This is a genomic window from Streptomyces varsoviensis (genome assembly GCF_000718635.1).
GTDB classification, from domain to species: Bacteria; Actinomycetota; Actinomycetes; order Streptomycetales; family Streptomycetaceae; genus Streptomyces; species Streptomyces varsoviensis.
The window spans coordinates 168,586-187,851 of record NZ_JOBF01000033.1; the positions used below are offsets into that span (position 1 = coordinate 168,586).

Consider the following 19,266-nt stretch of genomic DNA (forward strand, 5'->3'; position numbering starts at 1 on the left):
GAACCAGCCGAATAGGCCGGGTCAGTCGAACAGGCCGCCGCCCCGCCCGGGCCCGCACGCCCGCCGAGAGATTTCCCCCTGGACATCTGGAGACGAGAGAATGCGCCTGAACCAGGAACAAGTCGACCGTTACCACGAGGACGGCTTCCTCACCGTCGAATCCGCGCTGGACCGGGGCGAGGTCGAGCGCCTGCGCGCGGCGTTCACCCGCGACTGCGAGGTCCCCGGGCCCCAGCGGATCGCCGAGGAGAACGGCGCCGACGTACGCGCCGTATACGCCTCCCACCAGCGCCAGCCGGAGTTCGCCGCGCTCGTCCGCGACCCGCGCCTCCTCGCGCCGGTCCAGCGGTTGCTCACGGAACAGGTCTACATCTACCAATTCAAGATAAACGCCAAGCCGGCGTTCGGCGGCGAGAAATGGTCCTGGCACCAGGACTACGTCGCCTGGCGCGTCGCCGACAATCTGCCCGCGCCCCGCCAGGTCAACGTCGGGATATTCCTCGACGACGTCGACGAGTTCAACGGCCCGGTCATCTACCTGCCCGGCTCGCACCGCTCCGGCCTCGTACGCGACAGCCGGGACGCCGCGGTCAGGTCCGACCAGCACCTCGACCCCGACGACATCGCCCTCACCAAGGAGCAGTTGGCGGGCCTCGTCGCCGAGCGCGGCATGGTCAGCCCCAAGGGCCCCGCCGGAACGCTCGTCTTCTTCTCGCCGGAGATCGTGCACGGCTCCGCGCCCAACATGTCGCCGTTCCCCCGCAGGCTCCTCATCACCACCTACAACGACGTGGCCAACCTGCCCAGTTGGACCGGGGAGCCGCGCCCCGAGTACGTGGTGTGCCGGGACACCACGCCGCTGCGCGCCCGCGAGACGCCCTTCCTCGACGGCCTTGAGACGGTGGCGGCATGAGCGCCCGCACCGGCCGTGCCGTCGTCCTGGAGAGCTTCGGCCGGCCCTTGGCGCTGCGCACGTTCGACCTCCCGGCCCCGCCCGACGGCGGCATGGTCGTCGCGTGTACGTACGGCGGGATCTGCGGCACCGACCTCCACCTCCGGCAGGGCCACCTGGCCATCCCCACCCCGCTGGTCCTCGGCCACGAGGGCATCGGCGTCGTACGCGAACTGGGCGCGGGCGCCGCGCGCGATGCCACGGGCGCCGAGCTGCGGCCGGGGGACACCGTGATGTGGGCGTCCTCGATCGCCTGCGGCCGTTGCGTCCCGTGCCGGCTGCACCGCGAGCCCACGCTCTGCGAGAACCGGCGTACGTACGGCGTCAACCGCTCCGTCGAGCAGGGCCCGGCCCTCTCCGGCGCCTGGGCCGACCACATCGTGCTCCAGCCCGGCACCACGGTCGTGCGGCCCGCCGACGGCGTGGACCCGCTCGCCGCGATGTCACTGGCCTGCGCGGGCCCCACCGTCGTGCACGCCCTGTACGAGCGGCGCCCGGTACGGGTCGGCGAGACCGTGGTGGTCCAGGGCAGCGGCCCGGTCGGCCTCGCCGCCGCGGCGCTCGCCCAGCTCTCCGGCGCCGCGAAGGTCGTCATCGTCGGCGGCCCAGCCGGCCGGCTGGCGGCCGCCGCCGCGGCGGGCATCGGCGACGCGCACCTCGACATCGCGGGCGCCGCCGACCCCGAACAGGTGCTGGACCAGGTGCGCGAGGCGGTCGGCGGCGACGGCGCGGACCTCGTCATCGAGTGCGCGGGCGTGCCCGCCGCCGTCGCACAGGGCCTGCGACTGGCCCGCCGGGGCGGCTCGTACCTCGTCATCGGCCAGTACACGGACGCCGGGGACACCCTGATCAACCCGCACCAGATCGTGCACCGCCAGCTCGACGTGGTCGGCTCCTGGGCGTTCACCGGGGCGCACCTCGTCGAGTACGTGAAGCTGCTCCCGGCGCTCACCGCGCGCTTCGACCTCCGCAGCCTGGTCACCGCCTATCCGCTGGAGGAGCACGCCGCGGCGCTGTCGGCGGTCGCGGACGGCTCGGTGATGAAGGCCGTGCTGGCGAGCTGAGCCGCGCCGCGCTTACGGTGGGCACCGCCGCCGCGGGGGACCGCCGGTGCGGCCGGGGCGTGTTCAACCGATCGGATCGGGCAGTTGAATGCCCGAGCCGGGCCCAGTGGAACCGAGCCGGGCCCAGCCGGCCCGTACGCCGCCCGGCGCGCGATGTACGCACGTACGCGCGTACGCACGTATGCACGTATGCGCTCACCCATCGGCCGACAGGGGCATCCACCGGCCGGCGTGCGTCGCGATGGACCACAGCAGAGGCCGCCCGGCAGGGCCGGGCGGCGCGTTCGCAGAGACATTCACTGTGCCCTGACGGGGGCACGCGAGAGCGGGGAACGTACGGTGGATCTCAGCCTGTTCTATTTCGCCAACGACAGCACCGAACCCGGCGACAAGGGGCGCTACGAGCTGCTGCTCGAAGGGGCCAAGTTCGCCGACGAGAACGGCTTCTCGGCGGTCTGGACGCCCGAGCGGCACTTCCATCCCTTCGGCGGGATGTACCCCAACCCCTCCGTGCTGGGCGCGGCCGTCGCCTCGGTGACCGAGCGGGTCGCCATCCGGGCGGGCAGCGTGGTCGCCCCGCTGCACCACCCCGCGCGCATCGCGGAGGAGTGGTCCGTCGTCGACAACCTCTCCGGCGGCCGGGTGGGCGTGGCCTTCGCGTCCGGCTGGAACTCCGTGGACTTCGCGCTGCGGCCGGGCGTCTACGACGAGCGCAAGCGGATCGTCTCCGAGCGGGTGGGGGAGGTGCGCACGCTCTGGCAGGGCGGCAGCGTGCCGGGGACCGACGGTCTCGGCCGGCCGGTGGACGTACGGGCCTTCCCGCCGCCCGTGCAGCGGGAGCTGCCGGTCTGGCTGACCAGCGGCGGCAGCGTCGAGACGTTCCAGGAGGCCGGGCGGTTGCGGGCCGGGGTCCTCACCCATCTGCTGGTCCAGGACCTCGACATCCTCGCGGAGAAGATCCGCGAGTACCGCCGGGTCGCCGCCGCCGAACACGACGGCTGGCCGGGCCATGTGGCGCTGATGGTGCACACCCTCGTCGGCGAGGATGTCGCCGCGGTCAAGGAGCAGGCCCGCCGGCCGCTGACGGAGTACCTCAAGAGCTCGCTGCACCTGAGCGCCCGCTCCGTCGTCGGCGACTCGGTCGACCTGAGCACGCTGCCCCCGGAGGACGTGGAGTTCCTCGCGGCGCAGTCCTTCGAGCGCTACTTCCACCAGGGCGGCCTGTTCGGCTCCGTCGAGCACGCCGCCGAGGTGGCCGCGCGCATCGGGGAGATCGGCGTGGACGAGATCGCCTGCCTCATCGACTTCGGGGTGCAGACCAAGGACGTCCTCGCGAGCCTCGAACACCTGGGGCGGCTGCGGGCCCTGGTGGCGTCGGCCGGCTGACGGCACATCTCGCAGCAGCGGCGGGGCGGGTCGGTGGCTCCGGTACGAGCGTCGGCACGGCCCGGCGTACGAGCCTCAGGGGGCGGCCACCGGCGGCGCCCCAGCCGCGGCCCCAGCAGCGACCCCGGCGGCGGCCTTGATCATGTCTTTCGTCAGTGCCGCCGCCTCCGGCCGGCTTGTAGTTTGGGCAGGGTGATGGGGCAGCTCGTTGAACAGATGAACCGCCGGCGGCACGAGGTCTCCTCGGCCCTTGCGCAGTCGGGCCCCCGCGAGCGCCTCGCGGACCTCGTGCTGTGGGTGTGCCTGTGCGTGCCCGTGGCCTACGACCTGATCCGGCTGCCCGCCCCGGCGCTCGCGGTGTACGCGGGGATGCCCGCCCTGGCCCTCGCCATGCTGCTCTCCCGCGCGCTGCCGCTGCTCTCCCTCTACATCACCGTGGCGCTGAGCCTCGGCGTGACACTGAACCTGTTCAACTCCTCGTTCTGCGTGGCCATGCTCGTCATGGGCTATCTCGTGGGGCGCAGGACGCGTCAGGAGCGGCCCGCGCTCGTCGGCTTCGCGGTGGTCGCGGCGGCCGGGCTGGTGGCCGTGGCCGCGAGCGGCGAGAACCTGTGGACCTGGTTCACGATGGCCGTCACCCTCGGCCTGAACGTGCTGCTGCCGTGGATGGCCGGCCGCTACCGGCGCCAGTACGCCGATCTCACGCGGGCGGGCTGGGAGCTGGCCGAGCGCATGGAGCGCGAGCAGCAGATCATCGCGGACCGCACCCGGCTGCGCGAGCGGTCACGGATCGCCGGCGACATGCACGACTCCCTCGGGCACGAGCTGAGCCTGCTGGCGCTGCGCGCCGGGGCCCTGGAGATGGCCCCCGACCTCGACGAGCGCCACCGCAAGGCCGCGGGGGAGCTGCGCGCCGCGGCGGCGAGCGTCACCGAGAGCCTGCACGACGTGATCGGGGTGCTGCGCGAGGACGCGGAGACGGCCCCCAAGGCCCCGGCGCGGGAGTCCGTCACGGATCTGGTGGAGCGGGCCGTCGCCTCCGGTCTGGCCGTCGACCTCGCCGAAGAGGGCGAGCCGGTGCGGCTCGCGTTCATGGTGGACCGCGCCCTGTACCGGGTGGTCCAGGAGTCGCTCACCAACGCGGCCAAGCACGCGCCGGGCGCGGCCGTCTCGGTGCGGATCGCGCATCTGGCGGACGCCACGGAGGTACGGGTCGTCAACGGGCCGCCCCCGGCGCGCCCCGACGCCCCCTCGGCGCGGCACACGGGGCTCCCCTCGGGGAAGAACGGACTGGTGGGGTTGCGTGAGCGGGTGCGGCTCGCGGGCGGGACGCTGCGCACCGGGCCGTACGAGGGCGGCTTCGAGGTGACGGCGCGGCTGCCGCACGCGGCGGGCGCGGCGCGGCCGGCGGGGCAGGAGAGCGCGCGCGAGGACGCGTCGGAGTCCGCTTTCCAGCGCCGGCACGCGCAGCGCCGGGCCCGCCGCGGCCTGAAGCAGGTGATCCTCGTGCCGCTGGCGGTGGCCGCGGTGCTGGCCGCGCTGATGGGGGGCTTCTCCTATATCCAGACGGAGCAGTCCGTCCTGGACTCGGGGGACTACGAGCGGCTGCGCGTCGGGCAGCGGCGCTCGGACGCGGAGGACCTGCTGCCGTCGCTGCAGACGGATGTGCCGCCGCGCCGGGACGTGAAGCCGATGCCGCACGACTCCACGTGCCGCTACTACCGGATGTCGCGGGAGCCGGACCCGACGCACGCCTACCGGGTGTGCTTCGCGCACGGCCGCCTCGCGGCCAAGGACGTGGTTCCGCTTCCGGGCGACTGAGGGCCCGTTCAAGCGCGGAGGGCGCCGGCCGGTGTGCGAATGGCCAACCGGGGCGGGTTCGGCATACCGTGAATGACCTCGGCGAATGATGAATCGCTCGGTTGTGGGTCTGCTGCCGTTCGCACGGATTTATCTCTTCCGTTTATAGCGGCCATTGACTCCAAATCGATCACTTGTCTAGTGTCGATTCCACGCTCGGCCGTCGAGGCGTCGACAGCCGGCACAACGGGGAAGCGGCCGCACGGTTCGCACGGCGAACGCGGCGGCCGAGGCTTGACGGGACGGGGGACCGCGCGTGCCGCGCGCTACGGGGAGGATTGCGGGCCGCTGTGCATTTCGCGGCCGCAACTGAAATCTTCATTCTGCTCTTTGCCTTGATTCACGATCGCGTCGGGTCGCGCTTTTCCCGCGACCCCAATTCCGGCAGCGGCCTTTCGGGCGCCGTGCATTTTCTGAGGGGGCGTTATGAGTACAGCGCTTGAACAGGCTTCGAGTGTGACCGGGCTCGTACGGGAAAACGTGGCGGCCCACGGGCGGCGGGCGGCCCTCACCTTCGTGAAGAGCCTCGACGGCGCGCCCGAGGACGACACCTGGACGTACGCCGAACTGGACGCCGAGGCCCGCAAGGCCGCCGCCTGGCTCCAGGCCCACTGCGCGACCGGCGACCGCGTCCTGCTGCTCTACCCGGAAGGGCTGCACTTCACCGCCGCCTTCCTCGGCTGCCTCTACGCCGGGATGGTCGCCGTCCCCAGCTCGCTGCCCGGTCAGTACGTCTACCAGCGGCGCCGGGTCACCGCGATCGCCGACGACGCCGGCGCGTCCGCGATCCTCACCGACACCGCCACCCTCCCCTCCGTACGGGAATGGGCCGAGGCCGAGGGCCGCACCGCCACCGCGCTCGCCGCCACCGACACCACAGCCCTCGCCGACCCGGACGCCTGGATCCGGCCCGCGCAGGACCGCGACACCCTCGCCCTGCTCCAGTACACCTCCGGCTCCACCGGCGACCCCAAGGGCGTCATGGTCAGCCACGGCAACCTGCTGCACAACGCCATGTGCCTCACCAAGCCGTTCGGCATCACCGACCGCGGCCGGTTCGGGTCCTGGATACCGCACTACCACGACATGGGCCTCATGGCGCTGATCGTCCCGCCGCTCCTGCTCGGCGGCGCCTGCGTGCTGATGAGCCCCACCACCTTCCTCAAGCGGCCGCACTGGTGGCTGAAGATGATCGACGTCTACGACCTCGACTGGTCGCCCGCGCCCAACTTCGCCTACGAACTGTGCGCCCGGATGATCACCGACGAACAGCTCGCCGGCCTCGACCTCTCCCGCTGGACGTACGCGCCCAACGGCTCCGAGCCCGTACAGGCCGCCACCCTCACCGCCTTCGCCAAGCGCTTCGCCCCCGCCGGATTCCGCGGCGACGCCTTCGCCCCCTGCTACGGACTCGCCGAGTCCACCGTCTTCGTCTCCGGCACCGGACCGCGCGAGCCCGTCGTCCGCCGCGCCGACGCCGAGGCCCTCGCCAACGACGAGTTCCGCGTCGTGGAGGGCTCGCGCCCCGGCCGCGACGTGGTCAGCAACGGCCGCGCCGACGAGTACGACGTGCGCGTCGTCGACCCCCGCACCCTGGAACCGCTGCCCGAAGGGCGCGTCGGCGAGATCTGGCTGCGCGGCCCCAGCGTCGCCCACGGCTACTGGGGCAACGACGCGGCCACCCGCGAGGTCTTCCGCGCCCGCACCGCCGACGGCCAGGAAGGGTTCCTGCGCACCGGCGACCTCGGCACCCTCCACCACGACGAGATCCTGACCACCGGACGCCTCAAGGAAGTCCTCATCATCCGCGGCCGCAACCTCTACCCGCAGGACATCGAGTACGAACTGCGCGCCCAGCACGCCGAACTCGTCGGACTCTTCGGCGCCGCCTTCTCCGTGCCCTACCGGCAGGACACCGGCGCCACGGAGAACCTGCTGGTCATCGCCCACGAACTCCGCGGCCGCCACGCCGAGGCCGACATGGCCCGGCTCGCCAGCGACATCAAACGCACCGTCTCACGCGAGTTCGGGGCGAGCGCGTCCGGCGTCGTCCTGGTGCGGCGCGGCGGCATCCGCCGCACCACCAGCGGCAAGATCCAGCGGACCGCGATGCGCGACCTGCTGCTCGCCGGCGGCCTCAACACCGTCCACCTGGACGCCGACCCGAAGCTGCGCACCCTGCTCGACGCATGACGGCGGGCGGGCGGCCCCTGCGACCGAGCCGCCACCGCCACGGACAGAAGGCACGTAATGGGGGAGTTGGACATGAGCACGCAGCACCCGGCCGTCGCGGCCCTCGAAAAAGCCCTGGACGACGCCGGCCGGCACGACGGCCCCTTCCGCCCCGGCGGCCTCGCCGAACTCGACGAGCGGGAGGCGTTCCCCACCGCCGCGATCCGGGCCCTCGACGACCTCGGGCTGGCCCGCCACTACGTGCCCACCCGCTACGGCGGCCTCCTCGACGACCACGGCGAACTGCTGCTGCTCCTGCGCGCCGTCGCCCGCCGCGACCTCACCGTCGCCGTCGCCCACGCCAAGACCTTCCTCGGCGGCGCCTGCGCCTGGGTCGCCGGCACCACCGCCCAGGCCACCGCCCTCGGCGCGGAGATCCAACGCGGCGCCGTCGCCGCCTGGGGCCTCACCGAACGCCACCACGGCAGCGACCTCCTCGCCGGCGAGCTCTCCGCCACACCCACCGGCGCCGGCTGGCTGCTCGACGGCGAGAAATGGCTGATCAACAACGCCACCCGCGGCGACCTGATCACCGTGCTCGCCCGCACCGACCCGGCCGGCGGCCCCCGCGGCTTCAGCCTCTTCCTCGTCGACAAGCGCACCCTCCCCGACGGCAGCTACCGCCACCGGCCGAAGATCCTCACCCACGGCATCCGCGGCGCCGACATCAGCGGCATCGCCTTCCACCACGCCCCCGTCCCCGAGACCGCCCTCGTCGGCGACGTAGGCGACGGCATCGAGACGGTGCTCAAGGCGCTCCAGCTCACCCGGACCGTGGCCGTCGGGCTCTCCCTCGGCGCCGCCGACCACGCCCTGAGCCTGGCCACCGGCTTCGCCGAGGGCCGCAACCTCTACGGGCGCCGCCTGACCGACCTGCCGCGCGTCCGCCGCATCCTCGGCGAGATCTCCGCGACGGTCTTCCTCGCCGAGGCCACCGCCCTCGTCTCCGCCCGCACCCCGCACGCCCTCACCGGCGAGCTGAGCGTCGCCTCCGCCGTCACCAAGGCCGCCGTGCCCACCCTCGCCCAGGACGCCATCGACCGGCTCACCGAACTCATGGGCACCCGCGGCTTCCTCAGCCGCACCTACGCCGAGGGCCAGTACGCCAAGCTGGAGCGCGACCACCGCATCGTCGCCATCTTCGACGGCAGCACCGCCGTCAACCGCAACGCCCTCATCGACCAGTTCGCCCGGCTGGCCCGCGCCTACCGCGACGGCCGCTGGAACGAGACCGGACTCGCCGAAGCCGCCGGACTCGACCGGGACCTCACGCCCTTCGACCCCGCCCGCCAGCGGCTCCTCTCCGGCGACGGATGCAGCCTCGTCCAGAGCCTGCCCGACGCCGCACAGCGGATCGCCGCCCTCGCCGACCGCGGCCTCCTGCCGCTCCAGACCGCCCGCCTGGCCGACGAGCTGACCGCCGTCGCCGACCGGCTGCACGAGGACATGGCCGCCCTCCGGCGCACCCCCCGCGACGTCCCGCCGACCGCCTTCCACCTCGCCGAACGCTACGAACTCCTCTACGCCGGCGCCGCCGCCCTGCGGCTGTGGCTGCACAACGCCCCCACCGCCGACCCCGCCGCGGGCCCCCAGCTCTGGCGCAACGGCCTGTGGCTCGCCGCCGCCCTCGCCGCCGTCCTCACCCGCCTCGGCCACCCCGTGGACGAGTCCCACGCCGCGGCCTACGACCGGGTCGCGGACCTCCTCCTGGCGGCGCCCACCGGCACGTTCTCCCTCCTCACCACCGACGACCTGGCCTGGAGCACGTCATGACCGGTACGCAGCCCCCGTCGGACGCCGCCCCCGGCCCCGCCACCGCACAGGCCCGGCTCGCCGCACTCGACCAGCGGCTCGGCGACCCCTGGGACAGCGGCAACCCCCTCGGCTTCACGGCCGTACTCGAAGCCGACGAACGCGCCGAGATGTTCGCCGACGGCGAGAGCGCACTCGACGCCTACGGCCTGAACGCCGAGTTCGTGCCCGTCGCACACGGCGGCCGGCTCACCCGCGTCGACCACCTCGTCGAGATCATGCGGACCGTCTACCGCCGCGACCCCTGCCTCGGCCTCGGCTACGGCTTCAGCTCCTTCATCTCCTCCGTCAACGTCTGGACCGCCGCCGACCCGGACCAGCAGCGCCAGGTCGCCGCCATCCTGCTGCGCGGCGGCAAGATCGCCGCCGCCTACCACGAACTCGCCCACGGCAACGACATGGCACGCACCGACTTCCAGGCCCTGCCCTCCGGCGCCGGCCGCCTCCTGCTCAACGGCCGCAAGGAAGTGGTCACCAACATCCAGCGCTCCGACGCCATGGTGATGTTCGCCCGCACCGACGCCCGCCAGGGCAGCCGCAGCCACTCCCAGGTCCTCGTCGAGAAGGACCGCGTCGCCGACGGGAAGATGAGCTACCTGCCGCGGTTCGCCAGCGCCGGAATGCGCGGCGTCCAGCTCGGCGGCGTCGAGTTCCGCGACTGCCCCCTCCCCGAACACCGCGTCCTCGGCAACCTCGGCCAAGGGCTCGAAACCATGCTCAAGTCCTTCCAGATCACCCGCACCACCCTCGTCGGCATGTTCACCGGCGCCCTCGACACCGGCCTCCGCACCACCCTGCGGCACGTGCACGACCGCCGGCTCTACGGCCGTACCGCCGCCGAACTCCCCCAGGTGCGCTCCACCCTGGCCGGCGTCTTCCTCGACCTGCTCATGTCCGAGGTCTTCGCCACCGTCTCCACCCGGGCGCTGCACCTCGTCCCCGCCGAGACCGGCATCTACGCGCAGGCCGTCAAGTACTTCGTCTCCAAAACCCTCATCGACGCGATGAACCGGCTCTCCGGCGTCCTCGGCGCGCACTTCTACATCCGCGACCCGCACAGCACCAACGCGATCTTCCAGAAGATGCTGCGCGACATCCAGCCCGCCGGCTTCGGCCACATCGCCCGCTCCGTCTGCCAGATGTCCCTGCTCCAGCAGCTCCCGCTGCTCGCCCGCCGCTCCTGGCAGCCCGGCGTCCCCGCCCCCGACGACCTCTTCCGGCTCGACGCCGACCTGCCGCCCATGCCCTTCGACCGGCTCGCCGTCAGCGCCGGCGGCCGCGAACGGCTCAGCTCCTCCCTCGCCGCCGGGCTCCAGGCGCTCTCCGCCGACGACCCCGCGCACCGCGAGGTCCGGCGGCTCGCCGAAGGATTCGTCACCGACCTCGCCGCACTCGCCGAGGAATGCTCCCGGCTGCCCGTAACCGAACTCGCCGTCGACGCGAGCTCCCACTCCTACGACCTGACCGCCCGCTACACCACCATCCTCGTCGCCGCCGCCTGCTACGAGACCTGGCGGCACAACCAGCACCACCCCGACCCCTTCTGGCGCGACCCCACCTGGCTCATCGCCGTACTGCACCGGCTGTCCGCCCCGGCGGGCGCCGTCCGGGCCCCGCTCCCCGAGCACATCGAACGCCACCTGTTCGCCGAACTGACCGAGCGCCACGAAGCCGGACAGGGCTTCGGCATCAACAAGAACGGCCTGCCCGCCGGCTGACGCCGACCGCCGCGCGACCGCCCGCGGCCGCCGCGCCCCGAACCGCACATCACGACCACCCGCACCAGGCGAAGGAGCCGTCATGTCCACTTCCGCGGTAGAGAACCAGGCCGACGGCAGGTCCACCGAGGACCTGCGCGCGTGGCTGACCCAGTGCGTCGCCCTGCACGTGCAACTGACCCCCGAGCAGATCAAGCCCGACGTGCCGCTCACCGACTACGGCCTCGACTCCATCTACGCGCTGACGGTCGCCAGCGAGATCGAGGACCACCTCGGCATCGACCTCGACCCCACCGTCATGTGGAACCACCCGACCATCGACGACCTCGTCGGCTTCCTCACCGAGCCCGAGCAGACGGCCTGACCGAGGCCCGCACGGCCTGTGACCGAGGCCCGTACGGCCGGATCGGCGGCTCGACGCCCCGGCCCGGAGCCGGGCGCGCCGGCCCCGGCGAACACGAAGACAACCGCAGTCCCAAGAGAGCGTGGGTAGTGAGAAGTGACTGAAGTGCGGATCGCCCGACGTGCCGTCTCGGCCGCTCAGCACGGCGTCTGGGTGGCTCAGGAACTCGCCCCCGGCAGCCCGCTCTACAACTGCGGCGTCACCTTCGACATCCGCGGCCGCCTCGACCACCCGGCGCTGCGGCGGGCCGTGCGCCGCGCGCTCACCGAGACGGAGGCGCTGCGCGCCCGGTTCACCGCGGACGGCGACGACCTCCGGCAGACCATCGCCCCCGCCCCCGACGAGCCGCTGCGCACCATCGCCGTGAGCGGCGCGGCCGACCCGGCCGCCGCCGCGGCCGCGTGGATCGACGACGACATGGCCGCCGGCGTGGACCTGCGCTCCGACGAACCGCTGTACGCCCACGTCCTGTTCGCCCTCGCCCCGGACCACCACCGCCTCTACGTCCGCTTCCACCACATCGCCCTCGACGGCTACGGCCAGACCCGCTACCTCGACCGGCTCTGCGAGCTCTACACCGAGTCGGCCGCGGGCCGCGAACCCGCGCCGGCCCCCTTCCACACCCTCGCCGACCTGCTCGACGAGGAAGCGGCCTACCGCGACTCGGCGCGCCACACCCGGGACCGGGACTACTGGCTCGCCGCCTTCGCCGACCGCCCCGAGCCCGCGAACCTCGCCGGCCGTACCGCGCCCGCCTCGCCGACCGCCCTGCGGCGCACCGTCACCCTGCCCGCGCCCCGCCTCGCCGCCCTGCTGGACGCGGTACCCGAGCTGTCGGGCCGCTGGCCGCTGCTCGTCATCGCCGCCACCGCCGCCTACACCCACCGCGTGACGGCCGCCCAGGACGTCGTACTCGGCCTGCCGACCACGGCCCGGATGACGAAGGCGGCCCTGGCCACCCCCGCCATGCTGGCCAACGAACTGCCGCTGCGGCTGTCCGTACGGCCCTCGACGCCCTTCACCGAACTCATCGGCCGGACCGCCCGGCAGGTGGCGCTGGCCGGCAAGCACCAGCGTTACCGCGTCGAGGACCTTCAGCGGGAACTCGGTCTGGCCGGCGGCTTCACCGGCCCCTCGGTCAACGCCATCACCTTCTCCGCGCCGCACCGCTTCGGCGACCTCCCGACCCACACCCGCTACCTCTCGACGGGCGCCGTCAAGGACCTCTCCGTCGTCGTCTCCGGGGACGCGGAGGGCGGCGACGGCCTCCACATCGAGTTCCAGGCCAACCCGGCGCTCTACACCGCCGAGCAGATGGCCGCGCACCAGGACCGTTTCCTCGCCCTCCTCGACAGCCTCGCGGACAACCCCCGCCAGAGTGTCGGTCAGCTCCCGACGCTCACCGGCGAGGAGCGCCGCCGGGTGCTGGAGGCCGGCATGGGAGCGCCCCGCAGCACCCCGCCCGCCACCGTCCCCCAGCTCTTCGAGGACCAGGTGCGCCGCGCGCCCGACGCCACCGCGCTGGTCTTCGGCGACCAGACGCTCTCCTACCGCGACCTCAACGCCCGCGCCAACCGCCTCGTCCGCCACCTCGCCGCCCACGGCATCGGCCCGGAATCCGTGGTCGCCGTCGCGCTGCCCCGCTCGGCGGAGCTGGCCACCGCGCTCCTCGCGGTCCTCAAATCCGGCGCCGCCTACCTGCCCGTCGACGTGACGCACCCCGCCGACCGGATCGCCCACATGCTCACCGACGCCCGCCCCGCGCGCGTCCTCACCTCGCGCGCCGCCGCGGCAGCCGTGCCCGAGACCGACGGCACGGCCCGTACCGTCCTCGACGCGGACGACGTGCTGCGGGCCCTGGCCGCGTACGACGCCGGGGACCTCGCCCCGGCCGAACGGACCGGGCCCCTCACCCCGCGCCACCCCGCGTACGTCATCTACACCTCCGGCTCCACCGGACGCCCCAAGGGGGTCGTCGGACTCCACGAAGGCGTCGTCAACCGCCTGGCGTGGTTCGGCGAGACGTTCCCCTACCGCGCCGACGAGCCCGTACTCGCCAAGACCTCCATCAGCTTCATCGACGGCACCACGGAACTGCTCGGCGCCCTCGTCCACGGCGCGCCCGTCGTCATGACGGGGCCTCAGGAAGCCCGGAACGCCGCCGAGATGGCCGAGGTGGGCGCACGGCACGGCATCGGGCGCATCACCGTCGTACCGAGCCTGCTCGCCGGACTCCTGGAGAGCGGCGGCGCGCGGCGGCTCGACGCGTGCGCCTTGTGGATCAGCAGCGGCGAGGCGCTGCCCGCCGCCACCGCCCGGCAGTTCGCCGAAACCCTGCCGCACGCCCGGCTCGTGAACCTCTACGGCGCCTCGGAGATCACCGGCGACAGCCTCTTCGCCGTCTCCGACGGCGGGGCGGCCCCCATCGGCCGGCCCATCAGCGACACCCGCGTCCTCGTCCTGGACAGCGCCCTGCACCCCGTGCCGCCGGGCACGGCCGGCGAACTCTACATCGCCGGCAGCGGCCTCGCCCGCGGCTACCTCGGCCGCCCCGGCCGCACGGCCGAGCGGTTCGTCGCCGACCCGTACGGCCCGGCCGGCGCCCGCATGTACCGCACCGGCGACCTGGCGCGGTGGACTCCGGACGGTGAGCTGGAGTACGTGGGCCGCACCGACTTCCAGGTCAAGATCCGCGGCTTCCGCATCGAACCCGGCGAGGTCGAGGCCGTCCTCGGCGCCCACCCGGCGGTGGCCCGCACGGCGGCCCTCGTGCGCGAGGACCGCCCCGGCGACAAGCGCCTCGTCGCCTACGTCGTGCCCGCGCCCGGCCACCGCCCCGACCCCGGCGAACTCCGCGCACACGCCTTCGCCGCCCTGCCCGACTACATGGTCCCGGCCGCCGTCGTCACCCTGGACGCACTGCCCCTCACGCCCAACGGGAAGCTCGACCGCGCCGCCTTGCCCGCCCCCGACTACAGCGCCGGATCGACCGGGCGGGCCCCGCGCGACGCCCGCGAGAGCCTGCTCACCGACCTGTACGCGGACGTCCTCGGCGTGCACCGCGTCACCATCGACGACAGCTTCTTCGACCTCGGCGGCGACAGCATCCTCGCCCTGCGCCTCGTCGGCCGGGCCCGCCTCGCGGGGCTGGAGTTCTCCGTCCGCGACGTCTTCGCGCACCGCACCGCCGCCGCCCTCGGCGAACACTGCCGTACGGTCACGGCCCCGGCCGCGGCTTCGGACGAGACGGCCGGCGTGGATCTTGCCCCGCTGCCCGCCGACGAGCTGGCGGCGCTGGTGGCCGCCGAGCCCGGCCCGGTGGACGTGCTGCCGCTGTCGCCGCTCCAGTCCGGCCTGCTCTTCCGCCAACCTGCGCGCCGGTTTCCGGCACGAAGGACTGAGCCGCCCCGTCCAGGTCATCCCCGCCGACGCCGACGTGCCCTGGCGCGAGCTGGACCTGTCGGGCCTGGGGGAGGCGGAGCGCGCGGCGGAGGCGGAACTCTTCCTCGTCCGCGACCGGGAGGAACGCTTCGACCCCGCCCGGCCGCCGCTGCTGCGCTTCACCCTGCTCACCCTCGGCGACGACCGCCACCGCCTGGTCTTCACCCACCACCACCTGCTGCTCGACGGCTGGTCGCTCCCCGTGCTCGCCCGCGAACTCTTCACGCTCTACGGGAACCCCCGCGGCGACCTGCCCGCCGTACGCCCGTACAGCGACCACCTCAAGTGGCTCGCCGCCCAGGACCGTTCGGCGGCGGAGGCCGCCTGGCGGGAGGCGTTCGCCGACTTCGAGGAGCCGACACGTGTCGAGCCGACCCGCGTCGTGCCCACGCGCGTCGAGCCCACGCGTGTCGCGTCCGCCGGGGAGTACGCGCCGACGGAGCCGGAACGCGTGGAGTTCGCGCTGTCGCCGGAGCGTACGGCCGCGCTGGCGGAGCGGGCCCGTGCGTACGGGCTGACGCTGAACACCGTGGTGCAGGGCGCGTGGGCGCTGGTGCTCGGGAGCCTGACGGGGCGTGAGGACGTGGTGTTCGGCGTCACCGTCTCCGGCCGGCCGCCGGAGCTGACGGGCGTCGAGTCCATGGTGGGCCTGTTCATCAACACCGTCCCCCTGCGCGCCCGCCCGCGCCCCGCCGAGCCCCTGACGCGGTTCCTCGCCCGCCTCCAGGACGAACAGGCCCGGCTCCTGGACCACCAGCACCTGAGCGTGCCGGACATCGCGCGCAGCACCGGCTTCGGCGAACTCTTCGACACCCTCCTCGTCTTCGAGAACTTCCCGCTCGACGCGGACGGGCTCGGCACCTCGGCCGCCGGGGCCGGACTGCGGCTGCACGGCGCCACGGCCCGCGATGCCGTGCACTACCCCCTCGGCCTCGTCGCCCACCCCGGCGACACCCTCGGCTTCCGGCTGCACTACCAGCCCGCCCTGTTCGACCGGGCGTCCGTGGAGCGCGTCGGCGAGCGGTTCACGCGGCTGCTGGAGACCGTGACGGCCGCCCCGGAACTGCCGGTCGGCCGGGTGGACGTGCTCGGCGCGGACGAACGGCGCCGGGTGCTGGAGGAGTGGAACGACACCGCGGCCGAAGTGCCGCGGGCGACGCTGCCCGTACTCTTCGAGGCGCAGGCGGCCCGTACCCCGAACGCCGTAGCCGTCATATCCGGCGAAGTCTCCCTCACCTACGCGGAGTTGAACGCCCGGGCCAACCGGCTCGCGCACCATCTCATCGCGCTGGGCGCGGGGCCCGAAGAATTCGTGGGGATCTCCCTGCCCCGCTCGGAACACACCATGGTCGCGGTGCTCGCCGTCCTGAAGTCCGGCGCGGCCTACGTGCCCGTCGACCCCGGCTACCCCGCCGACCGAATCGCCCACCTGCTCACCGACGCCGCGCCCGCCCTGCTGATCACGGCCCGGGACGTACTGTCGCGGCTGCCGGAGGGCGATGGCGGCCCGGCACTCCTGGTCATCGACGATCCGCAGACCGTCAGGGCCCTCGCGGACCGCCCGGCCGCCGACCCCACGGACGCCGACCGCGCCGCCGCGCTGCTTCCGCTCCATCCCGCCTACGCGATCTACACCTCCGGCTCCACCGGCCTCCCGAAGGGCGTCGTGGTGCCGCACGAGAACGTCGCGGACCTCGCGGCGTGGGCGGCGGCCGAGTTCGGCGCCGAGGAACTGGCCCGGGTCGTCGCGTCCACCTCCCTCAACTTCGACGTTTCCGTCTTCGAGATGTTCGGGCCGCTGCTCTCGGGCGGCTCCATCGAGGTCGTACGAGACCTCCTCGCCCTCGCCGACGGTTCCTGCTCGGGCGCCCGCGCCGGAATCGTGAGCGGCGTGCCCTCCGCCCTCGCCCACATCGTGGCGGGCGGCGCACTGCGCGCGGGCGCGCGCAGCGTCGTACTGGCGGGTGAGGCGCTGTCCGCGCAGGCGGCGAACGACATCGTGCGGGCCCTGGGCGCGGAGCGGCTGGCGAACATCTACGGGCCGACGGAGGCCACGGTGTACGCGGCGGCGTGGTTCTCCCGTTCGGGTGCGGCGGGTGCGCCGCCGATCGGGGTGAAGGTCCGGGGCTTCCGCATCTCGGCGGCCACCCGGCGGTGGCGCGGACCGCCGTGGTCGTACGGGAGGACCGGCCCGGCGACAAGCGGCTCGTGGCGTATGTGGTGCCGGCCGAGGGGACGGAAGCTGACGCGGGCGCTCTGCGCCGCCACGTCGCCGAGGCCCTGCCGGACTACATGGTGCCGTCCGCCGTCGTCGCCCTCGACGCGCTGCCGCTCACCCCGAACGGCAAGCTCGACCGCAAGGCGCTGCCCGCCCCCGACTACACCGCCACCGAGAGCGCCGGGCGCGAGCCGAGCACACCGCGCGAGGAACTGCTGGCAGCGCTCTTCGCCGAGGTGCTGGGCGTGCCGGCGGTCGGCGCCGACGAGAGCTTCTTCGACCTCGGCGGCGACAGTATCCTGTCCATCCAGCTCGTGAGCCGGGCCCGCCTCGCGGGGCTGGAGTTCTCCGTCCGCGACGTCTTCGCGCACCGCACCGTCGCCGCCCTCGACGCGCACTCCCGTACGGCGCCGTCGTCCGCCCCGGGCGAGACGGCCGGCGTGGAGCTGGCCCCGCTGCCCGCCGACGAGCTGGCGGCGCTGGTGGCCGCCGAGCCCGGCCCGGTGGACGTGCTGCCGCTGTCGCCGCTCCAGTCCGGCCTGCTCTTCTTCCGGGCCGCCGGCCAGGCGCTGCTCGCGCGCCACGCCAACCTGCGCGCCGGATTCCGGCACGAGGGGCTGAGCCGCCCTGTCCAGGTGATCCCCGCCGACGCCGACGTGCCCTGGCGCGAGCTGGACCTGTCGGGCCTGGGGGAGCCGGAGCGGGAGGCCGAGACCGAGCGGTTCCTGGCCGAGGAGCGGCGGCGCCGCTTCGACCTGTCCCGGCCGCCGCTGCTCCGCTTCACCCTCCTCACCCTCGGCGACGGCCGCCACCGGCTGGTGCTGACCGCCCATCACCTCCTGCTGGACGGCTGGTCGTCGCCGATCGTCCTGCGCGAACTGTTCGCGCTCTACGCGGGCCACGGCGAACTGCCGCCCGTACGCCCGTACACCGATCACCTCAAGTGGCTGGCCGCCCAGGACCGTTCGACCGCCGAGGCCGCGTGGCAGAAAGCGCTCGCCGGCTTCGAGGAGCCCACGCGCGTCGCCCCCGCCGACGCGGAGCACGCCGTGTCCGACCCGCTGAAGGTCGAGACCGCGCTGTCGCCGGAGCGTACGGCCGCGCTGGCGGAGCGGGCCCGGGCGTACGGGCTGACGCTGAACACCGTGGTGCAGGGCGCGTGGGCCTTGGCGCTCGGGAGCCTGACGGGGCGTGAGGACGTGGTGTTCGGCGTCACCGTCTCCGGCCGGCCGCCGGAGCTGGCGGGCGTCGAGTCCATGGTGGGCCTGTTCATCAACACCCTTCCCCTGCGCGCCCGGCTGCGCCCCGCCGAGCCTGTGTCCCGCCTGTTGGCCCGCATTCAGGACGAGCAGACGGCGATGCTCGACCATCAGCACGTCGGACTCGCCGACATCCAGCGGCAGATCGGCATCGGCGAACTCTTCGACACCGCCCTCGTCTTCGAGAACTACCCGCTCGACGACGGAGAGTTCACCGGTCTGGTCGAGGCGTCCGGGCTCCGGCTGCACCGGGCCGCCGCGCGCGACGCCGTGCACTACCCCCTCGGCCTCAAGGCGCTGCCCGGCGATCAGCTCCGCTTCGTCTGGGACTTTCAGCCCGACCTGCTCGACCGGCACCGGGTCGAGGCCATCGCCGGACACTTCACCCGCGTCCTGGAGGCGGTCATCGCGGACCCGGAGCGGCCGGTGGGCCGTATCGACGTCCTCGAAGACGCCGAGCGGCGCCGCGTGGTGACCGAGTGGAACGACACGGACGTGGAGTACCCGGCCGGCACCCCGGTCCACGTCCTCTTCGAGGAGCGGTCGGCGGCGACGCCGGACGCGGTGGCCGTGGTCTCGGGCGCGCGGTCCCTGACATACGCGGAGCTGAACGCGCGGGCCAACCGTCTCGCGCACCGGCTGATCGGCCTCGGGATTCGCCGTGGACGCCCCCATCGTCCGCGCCGACGAGGACTTCGCGGGGGAGCCCGACACCGACCCGGACGTGCCGACCCACGCCCAGCAGCTCGTCTACGTGATGTTCACCTCCGGCTCCACGGGCGTCCCGAAGGGCGTGGCCAATACGCACCGCAACGTGGTGCATCTGGCGGCGGACCGGTACTGGCGGCGCGGCAACCATGAGCGGGTGCTGATGCACTCGCCGTACGCCTTCGACGCGTCGACGTTCGAGATCTGGACGCC

9 protein-coding genes and 4 pseudogenes are annotated in these 19,266 nt (G+C 73.6%); all 13 read left to right on the plus strand.

Annotation, left to right across the window (positions count from 1 at the left end):
• Positions 1-100 precede the first annotated feature (100 nt).
• Positions 101-913, plus strand: coding sequence for a phytanoyl-CoA dioxygenase family protein (locus tag IF55_RS32465; RefSeq protein WP_048832940.1), 813 nt, complete (start codon positions 101-103; stop codon positions 911-913).
• Entirely contained in the window at positions 910-2,016 is a 1,107-nt protein-coding gene (locus tag IF55_RS32470) for a zinc-binding dehydrogenase (RefSeq protein ID WP_030890509.1), read from the plus strand. Before IF55_RS32465 ends, IF55_RS32470 begins: the two co-directional genes overlap by 4 nt.
• 339 nt (positions 2,017-2,355) lie before the next feature.
• On the plus strand, positions 2,356-3,402 hold the full coding sequence (locus IF55_RS32475) for a MupA/Atu3671 family FMN-dependent luciferase-like monooxygenase (RefSeq protein WP_030890512.1): 1,047 nt from the start codon (positions 2,356-2,358) through the stop codon (positions 3,400-3,402).
• Between the two features lie 195 nt (positions 3,403-3,597).
• Positions 3,598-5,223 carry a histidine kinase gene (locus IF55_RS32480; protein WP_245661586.1) on the plus strand — a complete coding sequence of 542 codons (1,626 nt, stop codon included), beginning with the start codon at positions 3,598-3,600 and terminating at the stop codon, positions 5,221-5,223.
• A gap of 329 nt (positions 5,224-5,552) precedes the next feature.
• Positions 5,553-5,705 (plus strand): hypothetical protein, encoded by a 153-nt coding sequence (locus tag IF55_RS39890; RefSeq protein WP_157854555.1) that lies wholly within the window; start codon positions 5,553-5,555, stop codon positions 5,703-5,705.
• Complete coding sequence (locus tag IF55_RS32485) at positions 5,689-7,455, plus strand: fatty acyl-AMP ligase (RefSeq protein ID WP_078645627.1); 1,767 nt, start codon at positions 5,689-5,691, stop codon at positions 7,453-7,455. Before IF55_RS39890 ends, IF55_RS32485 begins: the two co-directional genes overlap by 17 nt.
• A gap of 72 nt (positions 7,456-7,527) precedes the next feature.
• The gene (locus IF55_RS32490; RefSeq protein WP_030890521.1) at positions 7,528-9,267 is read left to right on the plus strand and encodes an acyl-CoA dehydrogenase family protein; all 1,740 of its coding nucleotides are present in this window, start codon (positions 7,528-7,530) and stop codon (positions 9,265-9,267) included.
• Positions 9,264-11,024: an acyl-CoA dehydrogenase family protein gene (locus IF55_RS32495; protein WP_030890523.1), complete on the plus strand. Its 1,761-nt coding sequence runs from the start codon at positions 9,264-9,266 to the stop codon at positions 11,022-11,024. Before IF55_RS32490 ends, IF55_RS32495 begins: the two co-directional genes overlap by 4 nt.
• A gap of 82 nt (positions 11,025-11,106) precedes the next feature.
• Entirely contained in the window at positions 11,107-11,388 is a 282-nt protein-coding gene (locus IF55_RS32500) for an acyl carrier protein (protein ID WP_048832942.1), read from the plus strand.
• Between the two features lie 144 nt (positions 11,389-11,532).
• A pseudogene (locus IF55_RS32505) lies at positions 11,533-14,574 on the plus strand (amino acid adenylation domain-containing protein); the annotation flags it as partial.
• 283 nt (positions 14,575-14,857) lie between these two features.
• Positions 14,858-16,936 (plus strand): annotated as a pseudogene (locus IF55_RS41005) (non-ribosomal peptide synthetase); the annotation flags it as partial.
• Between the two features lie 2 nt (positions 16,937-16,938).
• Positions 16,939-18,954 (plus strand): annotated as a pseudogene (locus tag IF55_RS32510) (condensation domain-containing protein); the annotation flags it as partial.
• Positions 18,955-19,102: 148 nt separating this feature from the next.
• Positions 19,103-19,219 (plus strand): annotated as a pseudogene (locus IF55_RS41535) (AMP-binding protein); the annotation flags it as partial.
• Between the last annotated feature and the right edge of the window lie 47 nt (positions 19,220-19,266).

Excerpts from the sequence above, each read along its gene's own strand:
- IF55_RS32465 (WP_048832940.1), top strand. The coding sequence starts at position 101 with ATGCGCCTGAACCAGGAACAAGTCGACCGTTACCACGAGGACGGCTTC.
- IF55_RS32470 (WP_030890509.1), top strand. The coding sequence starts at position 910 with ATGAGCGCCCGCACCGGCCGTGCCGTCGTCCTGGAGAGCTTCGGCCGG.
- IF55_RS32480 (WP_245661586.1), top strand. The coding sequence starts at position 3,598 with ATGGGGCAGCTCGTTGAACAGATGAACCGCCGGCGGCACGAGGTCTCC.
- IF55_RS32485 (WP_078645627.1), top strand. The coding sequence starts at position 5,689 with ATGAGTACAGCGCTTGAACAGGCTTCGAGTGTGACCGGGCTCGTACGG.
- IF55_RS32490 (WP_030890521.1), top strand. The coding sequence starts at position 7,528 with ATGAGCACGCAGCACCCGGCCGTCGCGGCCCTCGAAAAAGCCCTGGAC.
- IF55_RS32495 (WP_030890523.1), top strand. The coding sequence starts at position 9,264 with ATGACCGGTACGCAGCCCCCGTCGGACGCCGCCCCCGGCCCCGCCACC.
- IF55_RS32500 (WP_048832942.1), top strand. The coding sequence starts at position 11,107 with ATGTCCACTTCCGCGGTAGAGAACCAGGCCGACGGCAGGTCCACCGAG.